The 17,006-nt window shown below is 53.3% G+C and carries 11 protein-coding genes; 4 read left to right on the top strand and 7 right to left on the bottom strand.

Annotation, left to right across the window (positions count from 1 at the left end):
• Window positions 1-88: 88 nt before the first annotated feature.
• The 4 genes from CJP46_RS36540 to CJP46_RS15935 form a co-directional block, all read right to left on the bottom strand.
• Window positions 89-259, bottom strand: coding sequence for a hypothetical protein (locus CJP46_RS36540; RefSeq protein WP_179281181.1), 171 nt, complete (start codon window positions 257-259; stop codon window positions 89-91).
• A 25-nt stretch (window positions 260-284) separates the two neighbouring features.
• Window positions 285-1,118 carry a carbohydrate ABC transporter permease gene (locus CJP46_RS15945; protein WP_094596578.1) on the bottom strand — a complete coding sequence of 278 codons (834 nt, stop codon included), beginning with the start codon at window positions 1,116-1,118 and terminating at the stop codon, window positions 285-287.
• Between the two features lie 15 nt (window positions 1,119-1,133).
• The gene (locus CJP46_RS15940) at window positions 1,134-2,027 is read right to left on the bottom strand and encodes a carbohydrate ABC transporter permease (protein ID WP_094596577.1); all 894 of its coding nucleotides are present in this window, start codon (window positions 2,025-2,027) and stop codon (window positions 1,134-1,136) included.
• A gap of 92 nt (window positions 2,028-2,119) precedes the next feature.
• A complete protein-coding gene (locus CJP46_RS15935; RefSeq protein WP_256992360.1) occupies window positions 2,120-3,565 on the bottom strand; it encodes an ABC transporter substrate-binding protein in 1,446 nt (481 codons plus the stop codon).
• Window positions 3,566-3,952: 387 nt separating this feature from the next.
• On the opposite strand from CJP46_RS15935, the gene CJP46_RS15930 reads away from it, so the two are divergent.
• Window positions 3,953-7,216, top strand: a complete 3,264-nt coding sequence (locus CJP46_RS15930) for an FIMAH domain-containing protein (protein WP_094596576.1) — start codon at window positions 3,953-3,955, stop codon at window positions 7,214-7,216.
• A 162-nt stretch (window positions 7,217-7,378) separates the two neighbouring features.
• Here CJP46_RS15930 and CJP46_RS15925 read toward each other — a convergent pair whose 3' ends face one another.
• Window positions 7,379-7,726: a hypothetical protein gene (locus tag CJP46_RS15925; RefSeq protein ID WP_094596575.1), complete on the bottom strand. Its 348-nt coding sequence runs from the start codon at window positions 7,724-7,726 to the stop codon at window positions 7,379-7,381.
• Between the two features lie 167 nt (window positions 7,727-7,893).
• Between CJP46_RS15925 and CJP46_RS15920 the strand changes: the two genes are divergently transcribed.
• From CJP46_RS15920 to CJP46_RS15910, 3 genes are all read left to right on the top strand, one after another.
• On the top strand, window positions 7,894-8,868 hold the full coding sequence (locus tag CJP46_RS15920; RefSeq protein WP_094596574.1) for a helix-turn-helix transcriptional regulator: 975 nt from the start codon (window positions 7,894-7,896) through the stop codon (window positions 8,866-8,868).
• Between the two features lie 68 nt (window positions 8,869-8,936).
• The gene (locus CJP46_RS15915; RefSeq protein WP_094596573.1) at window positions 8,937-9,569 is read left to right on the top strand and encodes a GyrI-like domain-containing protein; all 633 of its coding nucleotides are present in this window, start codon (window positions 8,937-8,939) and stop codon (window positions 9,567-9,569) included.
• A 392-nt stretch (window positions 9,570-9,961) separates the two neighbouring features.
• On the top strand, window positions 9,962-13,774 hold the full coding sequence (locus tag CJP46_RS15910) for a S8 family serine peptidase (RefSeq protein ID WP_094596572.1): 3,813 nt from the start codon (window positions 9,962-9,964) through the stop codon (window positions 13,772-13,774).
• Between the two features lie 95 nt (window positions 13,775-13,869).
• Here the strand turns inward: CJP46_RS15910 and CJP46_RS15905 are convergent, their stop codons facing one another.
• On the bottom strand, window positions 13,870-14,853 hold the full coding sequence (locus tag CJP46_RS15905) for a phosphotransferase family protein (protein WP_094596571.1): 984 nt from the start codon (window positions 14,851-14,853) through the stop codon (window positions 13,870-13,872).
• Window positions 14,854-15,271: 418 nt separating this feature from the next.
• Window positions 15,272-16,873, bottom strand: a complete 1,602-nt coding sequence (locus CJP46_RS15900) for an amidohydrolase (RefSeq protein ID WP_256992359.1) — start codon at window positions 16,871-16,873, stop codon at window positions 15,272-15,274.
• Between the last annotated feature and the right edge of the window lie 133 nt (window positions 16,874-17,006).

Genomic DNA, 17,006 nt, shown 5'->3' with positions numbered 1-17,006 from the left:
CACGTTAAAACACAGCTGGAGCATTCCCGAGGCAGCGAGCATGGACACACGGTTCCCCCGAACCTAACCCGGGTAAGCGCATACCGCTTCACCAAAAAAAGCAGGCAAAGGAACGTTCCCGTTCCGCCGCCTGCTTTTTTGTCTTTTCACATGAATCATTGCTTTTTCTCGCGTGAGTCATTACTTTTTTTTTTCTTTTCACATGAATCATTACTTTTTCCGTCATTCCACATAAGTCTTCATGCGAACGCCAGTCCATGTACGATAAACACCAACCACCTGGTTTACCCCTTCGTACCTCCCTGCAGCCCAAATCCTTTGGACATAAACTGCTGCGACAAAATATACAGCACGACCGACGGGAGCGCATAGAGGACGGAGAAAGCCGCCAGCTTGCCGTAATCCGCCATGCCGTATTGGCCGAAGAACTGATACAGCTTAAGCGACGCCGGGAAGTTTTCCGGGGATTGCAGCAAGATGTACGGCACGAAGAAATTGCCCCAGCTTCCCGAGAACGTAAAGATGGCCACGGTGCAGATCCCGGGGATCATGAGCGGGGCCACCACCTTCCGGATGCCGGTAAATACCGACGCCCCGTCGACCCATGCGGCCTCCTCCATATCGTTCGGCACGGAATCCATGAAATTTTTCAGCATCCAAATGCCGTACGGCATCGAGGAAGCGACATAGAACAAAATGACGCCGAAAATGTTGTTGTACAGCTTCAGGCTTAGAAAGAGCTGATACACGGGAACCATGACCGCCGTAATCGGAAGCGAGGTCATGAACAGAATGGTCAGCATAAACGGTTTCTTGTACTTCATTTGGTACCGGGACAGCGGATAGGCTGCCAGCAGTCCGAGAATGACGACGATGACAGCTTGGCCGAGCGACATCACAAGTCCGATCAAGAAGGCGCGCTGGTTCTCGCCGTTCGTGATTACGTCGCCGTAATTGGACCCGGTGAGCCGGGTTGGCATTTTCAGCGACTGCATCGCATTGGAATCGACGGACGCGACCAGCACCCACAGCAGCGGGAGCAGAAAGCAGATCCCGATGACGGTAAGGATCAAATACGGCAGTATACGGTAGATGAGTTTGCGTTGTTTCGCGTTCATACGGATTCTCCTTGTTTATTGCTCTTTCATTGAGCGGATGTAGAACAGGCTCAGCACGATGCCCAGCAGGAGGAGCAGCAGCGATATGGCCGTGCCGTACCCGAGCTGGTAGTTGACAAAGGCCTGGTTGTACATAAAAATCGGCAGCGTCGTCGTCGACGTTCCCGGTCCCCCGCCCGTCATCGCATAGATCAGGCCAAAGACGCCCAACGTCTGCAGCGTAACGAGCATCATATTAGTCGTAATGGTACCCTTGATATAAGGAATGGTGATCCGGAACAAAATTTGCAGCCGGGAAGCACCGTCTACGACAGCCGCTTCTTCGATCTCCGTCGGCACATCGTCGAGCGCAGCCTGGAATACCAGCATCGAGAAGGCGGTGCCATGCCAAATATTCGCCAAAATGACGGTCAGCATCGGTACGGTATAGAGCCAGGTCACGTCAGAGATCCCGACGAAGGAAAGGATGGCATTCAGCGTCCCTTCATCGCCGAAAAAGCTGTATAAGCACAGCGCACAGACGATTTCCGGGGTGACCCATCCGGCCAAAACGATCGTGCCTATAACCCGGCGGAACAGCCGGTTTTTGTGCTTCATCAAGAGCGCAACGATAAATCCGAGCACCTGCTGGCCGATGACGGCCGAGCCGATCAGGAAGATCAGCGTGTTCCAGATACTCACCCGGACCGTGGGATCATGGAGCATGCGGACATAGTTGTCGATGCCGACGAATTTCAGTTCCTTGGCCGCTTCCCCCGTCAACGCCAGGTTGGTGAACGAATAAAAAAACGTCAGCAGGATCGGATAAATGAAAAACACGAGCATGATCGCGATTGAAGGAAGCAGAAAGTAGAGCCACGTATATGACTTTCTTTTTTTGTATACCGAAGGTACGGTCAAACTGCTCATCCAGGTTACGTCTCCTTCCCCTAAGCTGAAAATAAAACCGCTTGCCCATGCCGACCTCCCGCCGGAAGCAGCATGAGCAAGCCTGAACCCTTTTACTTCTCTACGATATGATCCTGACCGACAATCCGGGTTACATCCTGCGCGTATTTCTTCGCTGCATCCGCAGGAGAGGTACCGGTGGCGACGCTTTCGACCATTGTCTGGATCTGCGTGGACACTTCCGGATATTTGTCCTGTGCCGGTCTGAACTCGGCGTGCTGCAGGTATTCGGTCGCGATACCGTTAAACGGCTGTGCCGTATATTCGGGATCCTTGGCGACATCCGCACGTACGGTAATGTTGCCGGAAGCGATGACCAGCTTTTGGGTGTTGTCTTTGTTCAAAGCGTACTTAATGAAGTCCCACGCTTCGTCCTTATGCTGCGAGTTGCTCGGGATCGACAGCGCCCATCCGCCGGCAAGCGTGATGGAACCCGGATCCTGGCCTTTGCTGGTCGGCATCGGGGCAAAGCCCAGCACGTCTTTATACTCCGGCCATGGCGCAGCTCCAGTGTCAAAGTAGTTGCCGGTAATCCACGAACCGTCGAGCGATATCGCCAGCTTGCCTTTCGGCAAATATTCACGGGACGCGGTGTTCCCCGCCTGGCCGTTCAGCACTTTGGACAGCGGTGGTCCCAGCTTCTCCTTGTTGACTGTCTGAATGAAAGTCAGTGCGTCGTTGATCCCCTGACTCTTGATAATCCATTTGCTCGTATCGTTGTCATAGAGGCGTTCCCCGGTGCCGTACAGCAGCATTTCATACGTTTGCATCGAGGTGGCTTCGCCGGTCGCCTTGCCCATGTTCATCCAGATCGGCACGACATCCTTCGTCTTCTCTTTGATTGTCCGGGCCGCGTTCAGCACGTCTTCCCACGATTTAGGCTGCCAATCCTCGGGAAGTCCCGCTTGTTTGAATATATCCTTGTTGTACCACAATCCCCGCGAGTCCGTGTTGTAAGGGACCCCATACACCTTGCCGTCACTGGCCGTAACCCCTTTTTTCATCGCTTCGATAAAGGAGCCGTTCGTCCAGTCCTCCCAATCTTTGACCTTGTCATCCAGCGGTTCCAGAAACCCTGCACTGGCATCGGAGTTCAGAATAAATGTATCTTCCGTAACGATATCCGGTGCGGTATCCTTGGACTTCAGTGCCAGAGCGACTTTGGCAAAATAGTCCCCCTCGGACGCCTGAATCGGCGTCGGCTTGATTTCCACGTCCTTGTTTGGATAGGTCTCGGCCAGTTCCTTCAGCCATTTGTAGAACGTGCCTTTCTCCCCGATACCGTCATCCCGGTAAGTAATGGATATCGTCGTTTTCGTTTTGGCGGTTCCTTCGCCGGAAGAATCCGTATTGCCGGTGGTCGTGGTCGTAGTCGTATCCGTACCCGGGTCCGCCGTCTTCGTGCCGCCATTGCCGCTCGAACAGCCTGCCATCGCCACCGTTAACGCGCATAAGAGCGCGGTGGATCCGAGCAGCCATTTCTTTTTCCTTTTGACCATGCTTGCCCCTCCTTTTTGATGTAAAGCCTTGGGATCTCCGCATTGAAGAGTTTGAGTAAAGCGCTTTACTATGTATGTGTATTAGCGTTTCAGGTTTTCATAACAACATATTTTGGGGATGGCCGGACAGAACTTTGTTCGTAAAGGGCACTGGCGAACTTCTTCGATCTCCCTTTTCGACAAACCAATCCTCCGCTGCATCAACGATTTCAACACCATCTCCTACTTCGGCGTTTTGCGCACCCCATGCACGAATCATTGATTGCGGACCATTGAAAGCGCTATCTATAATAGGCATGAATTTTAGTTGACATTTCAAAAAGAGGAGGTTAGATTAGCGAAATTTCTCGGGAACACCATCCCATTCCGTATTTAAGGAGGCTGCAAATGAAGCGTTATCTGGCACTGTTGTTATGCTTGGTTTGGGCTTTATCGATGTACCCGCTGCAATCGCCGACGGCACGGGCTGATCATTCCCAGCTCCCGGCCTTTCCGGGCGCTGAAGGGTTTGGTTATGCGACGGCAGGCGGCCGCGGTGGAGAAGTTTATCATGTCACGAGCTACGAGCTTACGGGTCTGGGCACCTTCCATGACGCGCTTATGACGGCCGGCGATACGCCGCGAACGATCGTTTTTGACATCTCCGGCGAGATTACGATCCCTCAGATCGTCGTGGAGGGAAAATCCCATATCACGATTGCCGGCCAGACGGCGCCAGGTGACGGAGTTACGATCCGGGGGAACAACATTCGGTTCATCGATTCCCACGATATCGTCATCCGCTATTTACGCTTTCGCATGGGCGACTTAAGCTTTAACGACGATACGATGTATTTTGAAGACTGTCAGAATGTGATCATCGACCACTCCAGTTTTTCGTGGGGCACGGACGAGGTCTTGTCCATCAAGAGCAAGAACTATGAAAATCCGCTGTCCAAAAATATAACCGTCCAGTGGTCCGTCATCTCCGAGGGCCTGCTCACCCACTCGATGGGCGGCTTGATCGAGATGAATACGATCACGATGCATCACAACCTCTATGCCCACAATAACGACCGGAATCCGAAAACGAAGGGTCAAATCGACTTTGTGAACAACATCGTCTACAATTGGGGCGACTTCCCGTATGTGGCGGGCGGCGAATCCGGGACCAAAGGTTACGGTAATGTGGTCGGGAACTATTTTATCGCCGGCAAAAATTCGTCCGCTCCCGAGTACGCCGTTGTTCGCGGTAATGAGAATTATCAGGTGTATCTCGAAAACAACCGGATCGACAGCAACAAAGACGGCGTGCTGAACGGCAAGGACGCCGGAACCGGCATCGTCGAGGCGGAGAGGCCGAGCGTTGTCGTATCTGAACGTTTTGAGTTCCCGCTGGTTCATACAGAGGCCCCGGAAAAAGCCTATGATCATATCTTGCATTACGCCGGATCGTCTCTTGCGAGGGACGCGGTAGACACGCGCGTGATCAATGGCGTCCGAAATCAGACAGGCGTGATTATCGGAGACGAAGATGATGTGGGAGGTTTCCCTCCTTTGAAGCAAGGTACGGCGCCAGCTGATTCCGATCGGGACGGAATGCCCGATGAATGGGAGCTCGCGCATGATCTCAATCCGGCAGATCCGTCAGATCGAAACGGCGATCTGGACGGGGATGGCTACACGAACCTGGAGGCTTATTTGAACGAATTGGCAGCTCCCGGGTTTCCTGCCGGCTATCCGATGAAACCTCCTGCATGGTCCGGCCCTCCGTTTATCCCGCCGGCAGAACCGGCCGAGCCCGATCCCGAGCCTGTGCCTGCACCGAGCCTGGACGGTAAAACGGTCCGCAATGTCGTCATCAACGATAACAGCAGCAGCGGAAGCGCCAACGCGGCGAACTGGTCGGTTCAGGATGATCTCCAGCCTGGAGATATCGTATTCGGAGACCGGATGACCGGCAGCAGCAGCAAGATTTACAAGTTCGAGTCCGTGCCGAAGCACTTGAAGGGGTTGGAATGGATCCGCTCGGCGGTGGGCTCCAGAAGCGCGACAAGCAGCGATCTGGTCTCCTTCTATTTGGCGGCGGACGCCGATGTGTACGTTGCTTACGATTCGAGGATTACGACGGAGCCCGATTGGTTGACCGCAAACTATGAGCTCACAGGAGAAACGATCGCAGACAGTCAGCCGGTGGAGTATTATCTCTACAAAAAGCGTCACTCGGCCGGTTCCCGTGTCGTTATGGGGACGAACAATAACACGTCGAAATGCCCTTATTTCGTGATCTTGAAACCGGTGAATCCGGAAACGAAGCCGCTTGCGGACGCCCCTTCCGGTCTGGCAGGAGAGCTCGCAAACGATGCCGACGTATCGCTGCATTGGTCTCCAGTAAGCGGGGCAAGCGCTTATCTCGTCTATCGCTCCTCATCCAAGGATCCGGTGTCCAGAGTTGTCGCAAGTACCCATGAGACCGAATACGAAGACGCCGCCGCCCAACAAGGCGTCACCTATACTTACAACGTTTCAGCACTGAATGCTGGCGGTGAATCATCGTTATCCGATGCCGTAGAAGTGCTCAACGTTGACGCTTCACAGCCAGCGCCTCTGGCTCCGTCCGACCTCCTCGTAAAAGCGGCGAGAAGCCTATCCGTTGAGCTGGAATGGAAGCCGGTGGAGGGGGCGATGAGTTACAGCGTTTACAGATCCGGAGCGGACGGCATTTACAGTAAAATAGGCACAGCTGCCGCCGCCGCTTACACCGATAAAGCGGTAAGCCCTTCTACTGACTATACCTACAAAGTGACGGCGACTGGAATCGGCGGTGAGTCCGCAGCGTCAGGCGTCGCCGCAGCAACAACAGCCGCACCGGTCCTTCTGCCCGAAGTGCCTACTGGGCTGTCTGCCGGATCGGCTTCGGCTTCGGCGTTCGAAATCAGCTGGAAGCCAGCGGCCGGCGCGGAGAGCTATAACATCTACAGAAAAGCGGATGACGAAGAGTCTTTTGCCAAAATGAAAAGCATAACTTCGACCCAGTACATTGATGACAGCATCAGCGTAAGCAGTACGGGTTATACCTACAAAATATCCGCCGTCAACGAAATGGGCGAGACGGATCTGACGAATGGGTTGAGAATCGCTATGCCTATACCGGCAGCCCCTTCCGATCTCGCGGTGGGCTTGGTGGGCGAGACTTTTGTCGGACTCATCTGGACGTCCCAAGGCGGCGAAACTCAAACCAACGTGTACAGGGAAGGAGACGGCGAGGTCGTAAATCTCGGGTATGCCAAGGTTCATACGTATTACGACCGCACGGCCGAGCCGGGCGTGGAATACACCTATTACCTCAAAGCGGAGAACGGCGCCGGGGAATCCGATGCGTCCAACCGCGTGACGGTCACGCCAGGGCTGATGACGGTACTGGAGAACTATATGGAGCAGTTCAAGGCGACCGGCGACCTCAACGGCCCCCTCGCCCCGCAGCTGACGAACAGCCTGAAGCAAGTAAAGCATCATTTGGGACAGGGTTCCAAAAAGCAGGCAATATCCTTTTTAGAGAAGTACTTGGAGCAGCTCGGCAAAGAGAACATGCAGGAATATCTTTCTTCCGAGGCTTCGTACACGCTGCAATTCTATGCGAAATCGTTCCACGACCGGCTGGAGAAAAAATAACGTCAAGTGAAGCGGTAAGCGGCTGGCAACGAATGGTTTCACTGTTGAACACGAAAACCAGCTTCTCTTCGGAGAGGCTGGTTATTTAATGCAACAATCGACGAGCGGCACGGGGCTCAACGAAAAAAAACTGCCCGTGTCAGGCAGTTTCCCAGTTCAAAATTATATTTTATCAACATGCAGCAGCTTGATATGCTTGACTTCGAACGTATCCTCCAGCCGTTCCTCCTGAATGACGCTCAGGCGGACCAGACTGGATATTTTCGACCCGTCCGCTTTGGACATCAGCCGCCACAAATCCGGGTCCGGCAGCGCTTCGTACAGTTTCTCGTCGTCGTATTCCTTGCGGGTTTGAGATACCAGCTTCACCTTGTAGGCACCAATCTCCAACTGCTCGGCCTGCCGTTCTTCACAATAGGCAGTGATTTCTTCACGGAGCTGCTTCAGTTCCTGCTCCGTTTCTCTCTGTCGCTGTTTTAGCAGGTAATACCTGTCTACGATCCTGTCCATCTTCCCACTCCCTTCTACCTACACCATATGTACGCCGAAGCGGTTTTAGGATGAATTTTACATCGCGGACGGGCCCGTGGTACTGTGGGAGTATCGTCAGGTGTGGAACGGGTATTTATCCCATTTTACTGTATTCTTACTATTGAAATGGAAGGCTGGCTCAACATATGCCCAAACTGGATTACATGCTGTCACTCGTATGGCTTTTGCGTTCGAGAGGTAAAATGACGGCAGAACAATTGGCCGAGGCGTTGGAAATCAGCGTCCGTACCGTCTACCGTTATATCGACCTGCTATGCCTGAGCGGGGTTCCGGTGGTCGCCGAGCCCGGTCATGGGGGCGGCTTCACGCTTCCGGATTCATTTCGGGAGTCGCCGTTATTCTTTGATACGAATGAATTGAAAGCTATGGCTCACAGCGCACGGATTGCTTCCCAGGCCGGTTATCCGTTTGCGGACGCTTTGGAGAACGCGCTCGTTAAAATCAGTCACCGGCTGAATGAGAACCAAGGGGAGAATCTGAAGCGCCATCAGGCCGGGCTGGAAGCAGTCCCCTATTCAACCAGCCGGGAGATTAAACCGTTACTTTCCGACCTCGAAGAAGCGGCTGCCCATTCCCGGGTGTGCTGCATTCAATACGCTAAAACGACCGGCGATTCTGCGCTTACGCGCCGCATTCACCCTTACCGCCTGGCTTACCGGGCGAACCGGTGGTATGTCGCTGCTTACTGCGAGCTGCGCGATTCCGTCCGGATGTTTCGGGCCGACCGGATCGAGCGACTGGAGGTTACGGATGAAACGTTCGAGAGACCGGAGGATTTCACTTTTACCGAGCTTGCTCGGGATACTTTAGCCGGTCCTCCGAATGCGGACACATCCTGGGTTACAGTGCGGATTGTCGGCGATTCGGATGTTTTGGAAGCCATCGGGAATCAATATTTCGTGCAGCCTTTTCTGACCGAGCATTCGGACCGGGAAATCCGGTTCGAAATGCCGCCTTCGGTGATGTTCACCTATATGCCCCACCTTCTTCTTTCTTTCGGTACGCTGGTGTCCGTAATGGAACCAAACCTGCTGAGTGAACGGATCGCCGAACTCGCTCACGAAATCGCAGAACATCATACAAGCCCTAAACTTCCCTGACAATCTAGCTGTCAGGGAAGTTGTCGTATGATGCGGTTATCCTGAAAGCCAGAAAGGAGTCTAACCTTATGAAATTGGATAACCGCAAGCTGGATTTGGTCAAAGCGAACCCCTCGTATTATTCCGCCCCCCAAGTCCCGCAAAAATGCTATTTTGAAGAGATTCCCTATCTTACGATCGACGGTGAAGGCGATCCAAACGGTCCAAGGTTTGCCGAAGCGACCGAAGCCCTTTACACCGTAGCTTATGGCGTAAAAGGTATGTGCAAACAGGAGGATCAGGATTTTACCGTGCCCAAGCTGGAAGGGCTTTGGTGGGCCAGGTCCCATTCCGGACAGGACGCCATGTACGCTTCCAGGGATGATTGGATGTGGAAGCTGCTGATCCGGATGCCGGACTATGTATCGGCCGAACGATTCGAAGAAACCCGGATGCTGGCAGTGAACAAGAAACCGCATCTCGCCCCCCTTCGCTTCGTGAGCTTGGAACGCCTATATGAGGGCGATTGCGTGCAGATGCTGCATGTCGGTCCGTTCAGTACCGAGCCGGAAACGATCCGGCAGATTTTCGAGTATATCGAGGCCCAGCGCCTAACGTCAAACGGGCGGCATCATGAAATTTATTTGTCGGATCCACGCAGAACACCACCGCATCGAATGAAAACCATCCTGCGGCATCCTGTCATCCAACTGAAGAACTGATCATGTCCCCGGAAACCTTCCGGGGGACTTTTAGATCCTCTTGCCCCCTCGTCTCATGGGAGATCAAGAGGATTTTTGTCTTTCAGCCTTTCGCACTTTCCTCTTACTTTAGTCCCACGATGTCAATTCTTAAACCTCTCTAATCGATGCGATATCGCGAAAAATAAATATTTTGCCAGAGAAACCGTACTTCTGAAGCATTTCGACACCTTTGCTCGACAGCAAACGCCCACCCTGCCCAAAGTACCTATCAACCTTTTGTCTCATACCAATAGAATGCAAAAATTGTAAAATGAAAATGTATTTTACTAGTGTTCAATTAGTTTTACGTAAAGGAGGATCGTCTTTTCGGCATTATTCCCTATCTCGCATTCGATAAAGGAGGACATCTTTTGAAAAAAGGTTCATCGACCATCCGTACTTATTCGACACTGTTGTTAAGTGCCTTGCTGGCTGTTGGTGTGGCCTACCCGAACGCTAGCGTTTCGGCGGCTGCCGCTCCCGATCTCCAGTCGGCCGACCATTCGGCCATTCATCTGGATTCTTCCCTGCACAAAGGGGACTGGAAGCTCAATCCTCCGGCACAAGGCACCTCTTCCCCGGTTCAGAGCCTGGCGGCTGCCGCACCGGATGAGCCCCAAAACTTCGTAGACCCTTCGGACAGCAGCGAACCGGTGACGGTCATCGTCCAGCTGAAGAACGATCCACTCAAAGTATTTGAGGCCAATCCGTCGGCAAAGGCGCGTTCATCTCTCGGCAGCTACAGCAGCATTTTGAATCAGGAGCACAGCGCCTTTAAATCGGCAGCCTTATCGAAAACCGGAGCCAAGTTCAAACGGGAATATTCCAAAGTATTTAACGGTTATTCCGTGACGCTTCCTGCGAACGAAGTGGACAAGCTGCTGACGTTACCGAACGTCAAAGCGGTCTTCCCGAACGAGGAAGTGCACGCCCTGCCGGTTGCGGACGGGCATGAGATCACGCCAAACATGGATGAAAGCGCCCCGCTGATCGGCGCGGAAGATATGTGGGATTCGGGATATGTCGGGGAAGGCGTCAAGGTCGGCGTCATTGATACCGGTATTGACTACAACCACCCCAGCTTGAAGGACGCCTACAAAGGCGGATACGACTTTGTCGACAACGATTCCGATCCGATGGAAACGCTCCCGGATCCGACCAAGCCGGTCAACAGCACCGGCAGCACTTATGATACGTATCACGGAACCCACGTCTCCGGAACGGTTGCCGGCCGCGGCGACCCTGAACACCCCGACGCAGGCAAGGGCTGGGTCCGCGGCGTAGCGCCGGGATCAGACCTGTACGTATACCGCGTACTAGGTCCATACGGCAGCGGCTCGACCGAGAACGTCATTGCCGGGATTGAAAAAGCGGTGAGCGACGGAATGGATGTCATCAACCTGTCGCTGGGCTCCACCATGAACAATTCGTATACGCCTGATGCGATCGCGGCGGACAACGCGGCGCTGGCGGGAGTAACCGTCGTCATCTCCAACGGTAACGAAGGTCCGGATGCGGAAACCGTAGGCAGCCCGGCCGCAGCACAGCTGGCCATTTCCGTAGGTGCCTCGACGCCGCCGCTCCAAACGCCGATTTTCACTTCCGATACAGCCGGCATTTCGTACGCCCAACTGGCGGCGACTTCTCCGAAGCTGGAAACGGAAAGCGCGGATTTGGAGCTTGTAGACGCCGGCCTCGGCCGCACGTCCGATTACGCCAACATTGACGTCAAAGGCAAAACGGCGTTTGTACAGCGCGGAGAAATCTCCTTCGCCGAAAAAGCGCAAAATGCAGCCGCAAACGGCGCCATGGCCGTGATCATTTACAATAACGCGCCGGGAGAAATCGGCGGGGCTACGCTGAATGGCGCTGAAGACGTCGTGCCGGCCTACACGATCAGCCAGGAAAGCGGACTGAAGCTGAAGAGCGAGATTGCCAAAGGCAATAACCACGTGACATTCGGTTATAAAGCCGAGGTCGATCTGCTCGCAGACCTCAGCTCCAGAGGACCTGCTCTGCCGAACTATACGATCAAGCCGGACATTACCGCGCCGGGCGTTGGTATCAAGTCTTCCATTCCTGCTTTTGGCGGCGACTATACCAATGCCTATGAGGAACTGCAAGGAACAAGCATGGCCGCTCCGCACGTGGCGGGTTCCGCAGCCCTCATGCTGGAGAAGACGCGCGAAGAAGGGCTTCAGTTGAAGCCGGACGACGTGAAGGCTCTGCTTACGAACAATGCGGTTCTGATTAAAGACCGTGATAACCGGGAGTACGGCACCAACGAACAAGGTGCTGGACGCGTTGACCTGAAAAATTCTTCCGAGGCGGATGCCATCATTAAGGTCGAAGAAACGCTTCCGGCTCAGCTGCAGGATGACGCCCACCAAACTTCGTACTCCGGCAGCCTCTCCTTTGGCCTGCAGGGTGCAGGAGCGGATGTTACCCGCAATCTGACGGTGGAAAATATCGCGAATGCCGATCAGTCCTATTCGATTGAAGTCAAATGGAACCATGACGGCGGGCCAGTGCTGACACCGGCATCGGATTCGGTAAGCCTGTCCGCTGGCCAGTCGACTGCGGATCTGAACGTATCCTTGAGCGTTCCGGAAGGAACTGCGGATGGCCTGTATGACGGGCAGCTGATCTTTACACAATCCGGAAACGGGCACGTCCTTCATGTACCTTTCAGCGTGTATGTCGGCGAAACGTACAATTTGGCCGATATTTCGAACGTGGAACTGGATCCGATTTACCTGTCCAGCACTAAAGAAGGCAAGGGCTCAACCCTCTATTATGCATTGAACAAAAAATTGGTGGATTACGAATTCGACGTTTACCGTTTTGATGACGAAGGTAACGGCGAGTATGTAGGATACATCTATGACCGCGATTTCCAGAACAAGCTGGATCCGTTCTATTACTCCTATGATTGGGACGGCAAGGTCGATATCGCTACCAAACCCGGGAAGAAACGCGTGACATTGGATCCGGAAGGCGTCTATGGCATCGTTCCGGTAACGGTGGAGGAAGGCGACAAAACCGCCGAAGTGGTTACTGACTCACTTTCGCAGTTCCTGGTCGACAACAGTGCACCGGATGCGTCGGTGCCGGATGAACTGGTCGTGAATCCGGATAAACCGAACGTCGGTGTGCTTCAAGGAACGATTAACGGAGATTTGCTGCTGGATTACTTCTATGACGGCACCAACCTTCAGGATCTGATCCATGTGAAGGCGGTCAACTCCGTTAAAGGTAAAGGTAATGAATACCAGGGAACGATTGACGATTACGGCAATTACACCGTAGAAATTCCGCTTGAAAACGGAAATAACAACATCGACCTGTATATTTCCGATGATGCCGGCAACGGAACAACTAAAGCGGCGAAATCCTATAAGTATAAATACAAGCCGGAAGAAACCTTTAGTACAGACGTAGAATTGTCAGCCAAACAAGGCAATATCAAAGCTGGCAAACCGTTTAACGTATCCGTTGAATTCAAAGGCAAACAAGCCGTCCAATTTATGACGGTTGAGGTAACTTACGACGCCAAATTAAAACTTAACAAGATTACACCGTCTTCCAAGCAGGTTAAAATTCAAAATGACATTACCACAACCGATGCGGAAGCATCTTTAGCGAAGTCAGGTAAAAAGCGGGCCGTGTTCGGTATTGAATTCAACAAACCGGTCAAAAGCGGCACTTTGGTGGATTTCTCCTTCACCGCATCGGATTCAGGCACGTACGATTTTGAGATCAGCAACGTAACGATGCTCGATTCGAATCAGCAGCCCGTTCTATCCGGAAAATTGACCGGTACCAGCGTTGAAATCACAGGCAAAAAAACAGGAAAAGGATCCACATTCGATGATACCCAGAGCCTTGATGACAACTTAACAACGGATGAAGATCAAAGCCCGGACGGTTCTCAAAATACGCCGGATGAAACACAGAGCCCTGATCAAACTCCAGCTACGGGTGAGAACCAGCCGGCTTCACCGGATTCCGATCCAGCTCAACAGCCGGATAACAGTCAACCAGCGCAGTCCGATGATGGCGGACAACAGGGAACCAGCCCGTCCCCTGAGGGGTCAAGCACCGGAGAATCAAACCAACCGCAAGATGCAAGCAGCAATGCGGCATCCACTGCAGATACCAATACCGATGCGCAAGGGAAATAAACGCAATTGAAAGAGCTGATTCACTTTTTAATAAAGACACAGGCGCTCATGGAGTAACTCTCCAGAGCGCCTGTGTTTTTTGCTGAAGCGATTCATTAATTCTCCCCTGCCCGAACCGTTCCAGCGATCAACCGGCACAGATCATTTACCCGATTCGGCGTCTCCGCCGTCGAGTGGCTCAGCATGTCGCACAAGGCGACAAGGTCCTCCAGGCGTGACAAAAGCCTCCAGTTCTTTTCCAGCACCATTCCCTCCTCCTCATAAGCCTTCATAAAGTGCTGCTCGATCCACGAACCGTTCGCCTCATAACGTAGCATATTGCCGAGATCCGCATGCCGGTTCCAGGCAAAGGCTTCCTCCCAGTCGAGCACGGCAGAAACGAAGTACCCCTCCGAACCTTTCTCAAGCAGAAGATTTAAGCCGTTATAATCCGAATGCGCCAGCACGGGCCTTTCCTGACTGGCCGATAATAACGGTCCGTATCGTTTGCAAAATGCCCACAACTGCTGGGTAAGCTCCTCTCCCAGCCAAGCTTTGCAGGGACTATGGAAGATGAGTTCTTCCATGAATGCAACAAACCGCTCGCCGCTCATATTGAAAGGCTCCGTGACCTTCAAATCGCTGCCGAAGAAACCGGAAGCTTCGAACGGAAAACCGTGAATATGCGCGAGTGTTCTACCAACCGCGGCTGCAGCAGAAGCTTTCTCTCCCTGGTTACCATTTCGGAATATATCGCTCAGCAGAACCCCCGGCTTCCATTCCAGCACGGCCCAGGGTTTGGGATACCGGCTGCAGCTCGTATCGGCATGTACAAATTCGGCGACGGGAACCCGTTCCCGAACGAGCCGGGTAAGGGCGATTTCCTTGCCGGCAATGTCTTCTCCTCTGCGAAAAAATCTCAATACGTATGGCCTGCCGTCCCCCTCAACCTGAATTTTGTAATTGGAGTTGCTGAGACCCACGCCTATTCGCTGGGCTGAGGTAATGGTACGGCCTTGAAATGCAGGCCCTGCAATGTGATTTAGTTCTTCCAGATTCAGTTCCAGCGGCAGCTCCGTCCGCTCCCAATTTTCCTTCATCGATTTCGCCTCCGATCAAAACAAATATCCTTTGGTGCCTTGTCACCATTTCACTTTCATGCGGGATGGTCCACCCTTATTGACACGGCTTGAGCACACCAACACTCATCAGGTTTACATAATTTTTGTTATGTTTGTGGTTGTGTTTGATCCTTTTTCGAGTGATCTGCTGATAAGTATGTTGTACTGGTATTCTAGCTCGGATAATCTAGGGTCGGTATTATGATGACTTTATTATTGTGAATTTTTCATATAGTGAATTTTTGGAATATTTTCGTTTTTTTATAGAAGTAACTGCAAAAGTACACTAATTTTCACCTTCAACGGCCGAGCCGATTTGGTGCGAATAAGGGCAAAAGTGCTCTAATTTCGCTGAAATCGGGTATTTGCATCAAAATAATTGCACTTTTGCAGCTATTTATGCGGGCCTTCCGAACACGATCGTTTCATCGATGACTGTCATCCGGACCTCGTTTTCCAAAATGGCTTCCGGCGGTTCGCCGAACGGATCCCGCTCCAGAACGGTAAAATCAGCGGCATATCCCGGCTGAATCCGCCCCCGGTCTTGTTCATGGCCCGCAGCATAGGCGCTGCCTGTCGTATACAGCGAGATCGCTTCATACATGCTGAGCCGTTCGTCTGGACCATACATGGTCCGCCGGGCATCCCCCGGATTCATGCGGGTTACGGCAGCGTATATGCCGAGGAGGGGCGAGACGCTTTCGATCGGCGCATCCGAACCGCCGGCACAGGGAATCCCGCTTCGAAGCAGCGTCTGCCAAGCGTACAAATGCAGCCCCTTCGCTTCGCCGACCCGATCCAGCACCCAAGGGAAATCAGACGTGACGAAGCTGGGCTGGATGTCGACGATCACAGGCAGATCTTTCAGCTGCGCAAGCAGCTCGTCCCGCAACATTTGCCCGTGAATCAGCCGGTCTCTCTTGCCCGCCGGGCATGTATGAGCAGCAAACGCGCGCAGCACCTTCTCTGCGGCCCCATCGCCAATGGCATGTGCAGCTGCCGCAAGTCCGGCGTTCCTTGCCTTCGCTACCAGCCGGTTCAGCTCCTCATCCGAATGAACGGCAACACCGCTCGTTGTGGGATCATCCGCGTACGGACGGCTGAGCAGAGCCGTTCTTCCGCCCAGAGAACCGTCCGCAAACAGCTTCATCGCCCCGTATTCGAGAAACTCGGATTCCGGGACACGGTGCCTTCCTTCTTCGAGCCATTCATTGAGTGCGAGATGGTGGATGAGCAAATGTGTTCTGAATTTCTTCTGCCCCTCCATAATGACCTTCTGAAACGCCTGCAGCGTTCGTGTACAGCCGCCATAGTAGCTCAGGTCTTCCGTGTGGCAGCCGGTGATTCCCTGTCTCCAGCAGTCCTCGATGGCCATCGTCAGCGCGGTCTCCAGGTCGTTCTGAGTCACGCCGGGCATCCTGTCCAGGATAAGATCCTGGGCCTGGTCTTTAAAGACGCCGTTTAAGGTTCCGTCGCTGCCCTGTTCCGCAACTCCGCCGCTTGGCATCTCTGTATCTTCATCAACGCCGGTCTCGCGCAGAGCCAGTGAATTGACGGTCAGCACATGCCGGCAGACCCGCCGCAGCATCACCGGGTGATTCGGGACAGCTTGATCCAGTTCCGCCCTTGTCGGGGGTAGCGCTTCCTCCCACTCATTTTCGTTCCATCCTTCGCCGATGATCCACGTTCCTGGCGGAAGGCGGCGCGCTTGCTCAGCTATCTTGTCCAGCAGCTCGCCCCGATGCTTCAGACCGGAAAGCTGCAGCTTGAGAAAGGTCTCCCCGTGGCCGATCAGGTGGATATGGCTATCCACAAACCCGGGGAACATGACGCCTCCGCCAAGATCGATCACTTCGTCGATCCGGCCGTGAAATCTCTCCTCCAGCTCCCGCTTATTTCCCGAGCCAATGATGCGTCCTCCTTCGGTGATGACGGCCTCAACCGTCTTGTGTTCCTGATCCATCGTATAAATGGTTCCGTTCGTCAAGCATTTGGCCAAGACTCTCCCTCCTCTATCGTTTACATGCATATATCATCCATAAGTTTGAAAAAGAACATTTTGCATTTATGAACTTCATCGCTGCTACAAGAATAGCACAAACCTGTTTAAGAGCGCTTGCCGCCATTTAACA

Origin of the sequence: Paenibacillus sp. XY044 (genome assembly GCF_002257645.1) — a bacterium.
In the GTDB taxonomy this organism is placed as follows: domain Bacteria; phylum Bacillota; class Bacilli; order Paenibacillales; family Paenibacillaceae; genus Paenibacillus_AQ.
The sequence above is the reverse complement of the archived record's forward strand: the minus strand, read 5'-3'. Positions and strand labels throughout refer to the sequence as shown.

Excerpts from the sequence above, each read along its gene's own strand:
- CJP46_RS36540 (WP_179281181.1), bottom strand. The coding sequence starts at position 259 with ATGGACTGGCGTTCGCATGAAGACTTATGTGGAATGACGGAAAAAGTA.
- CJP46_RS15945 (WP_094596578.1), bottom strand. The coding sequence starts at position 1,118 with ATGAACGCGAAACAACGCAAACTCATCTACCGTATACTGCCGTATTTG.
- CJP46_RS15940 (WP_094596577.1), bottom strand. The coding sequence starts at position 2,027 with ATGAGCAGTTTGACCGTACCTTCGGTATACAAAAAAAGAAAGTCATAT.
- CJP46_RS15935 (WP_256992360.1), bottom strand. The coding sequence starts at position 3,565 with ATGGTCAAAAGGAAAAAGAAATGGCTGCTCGGATCCACCGCGCTCTTA.
- CJP46_RS15930 (WP_094596576.1), top strand. The coding sequence starts at position 3,953 with ATGAAGCGTTATCTGGCACTGTTGTTATGCTTGGTTTGGGCTTTATCG.
- CJP46_RS15925 (WP_094596575.1), bottom strand. The coding sequence starts at position 7,726 with ATGGACAGGATCGTAGACAGGTATTACCTGCTAAAACAGCGACAGAGA.
- CJP46_RS15920 (WP_094596574.1), top strand. The coding sequence starts at position 7,894 with ATGCCCAAACTGGATTACATGCTGTCACTCGTATGGCTTTTGCGTTCG.
- CJP46_RS15915 (WP_094596573.1), top strand. The coding sequence starts at position 8,937 with ATGAAATTGGATAACCGCAAGCTGGATTTGGTCAAAGCGAACCCCTCG.
- CJP46_RS15905 (WP_094596571.1), bottom strand. The coding sequence starts at position 14,853 with ATGAAGGAAAATTGGGAGCGGACGGAGCTGCCGCTGGAACTGAATCTG.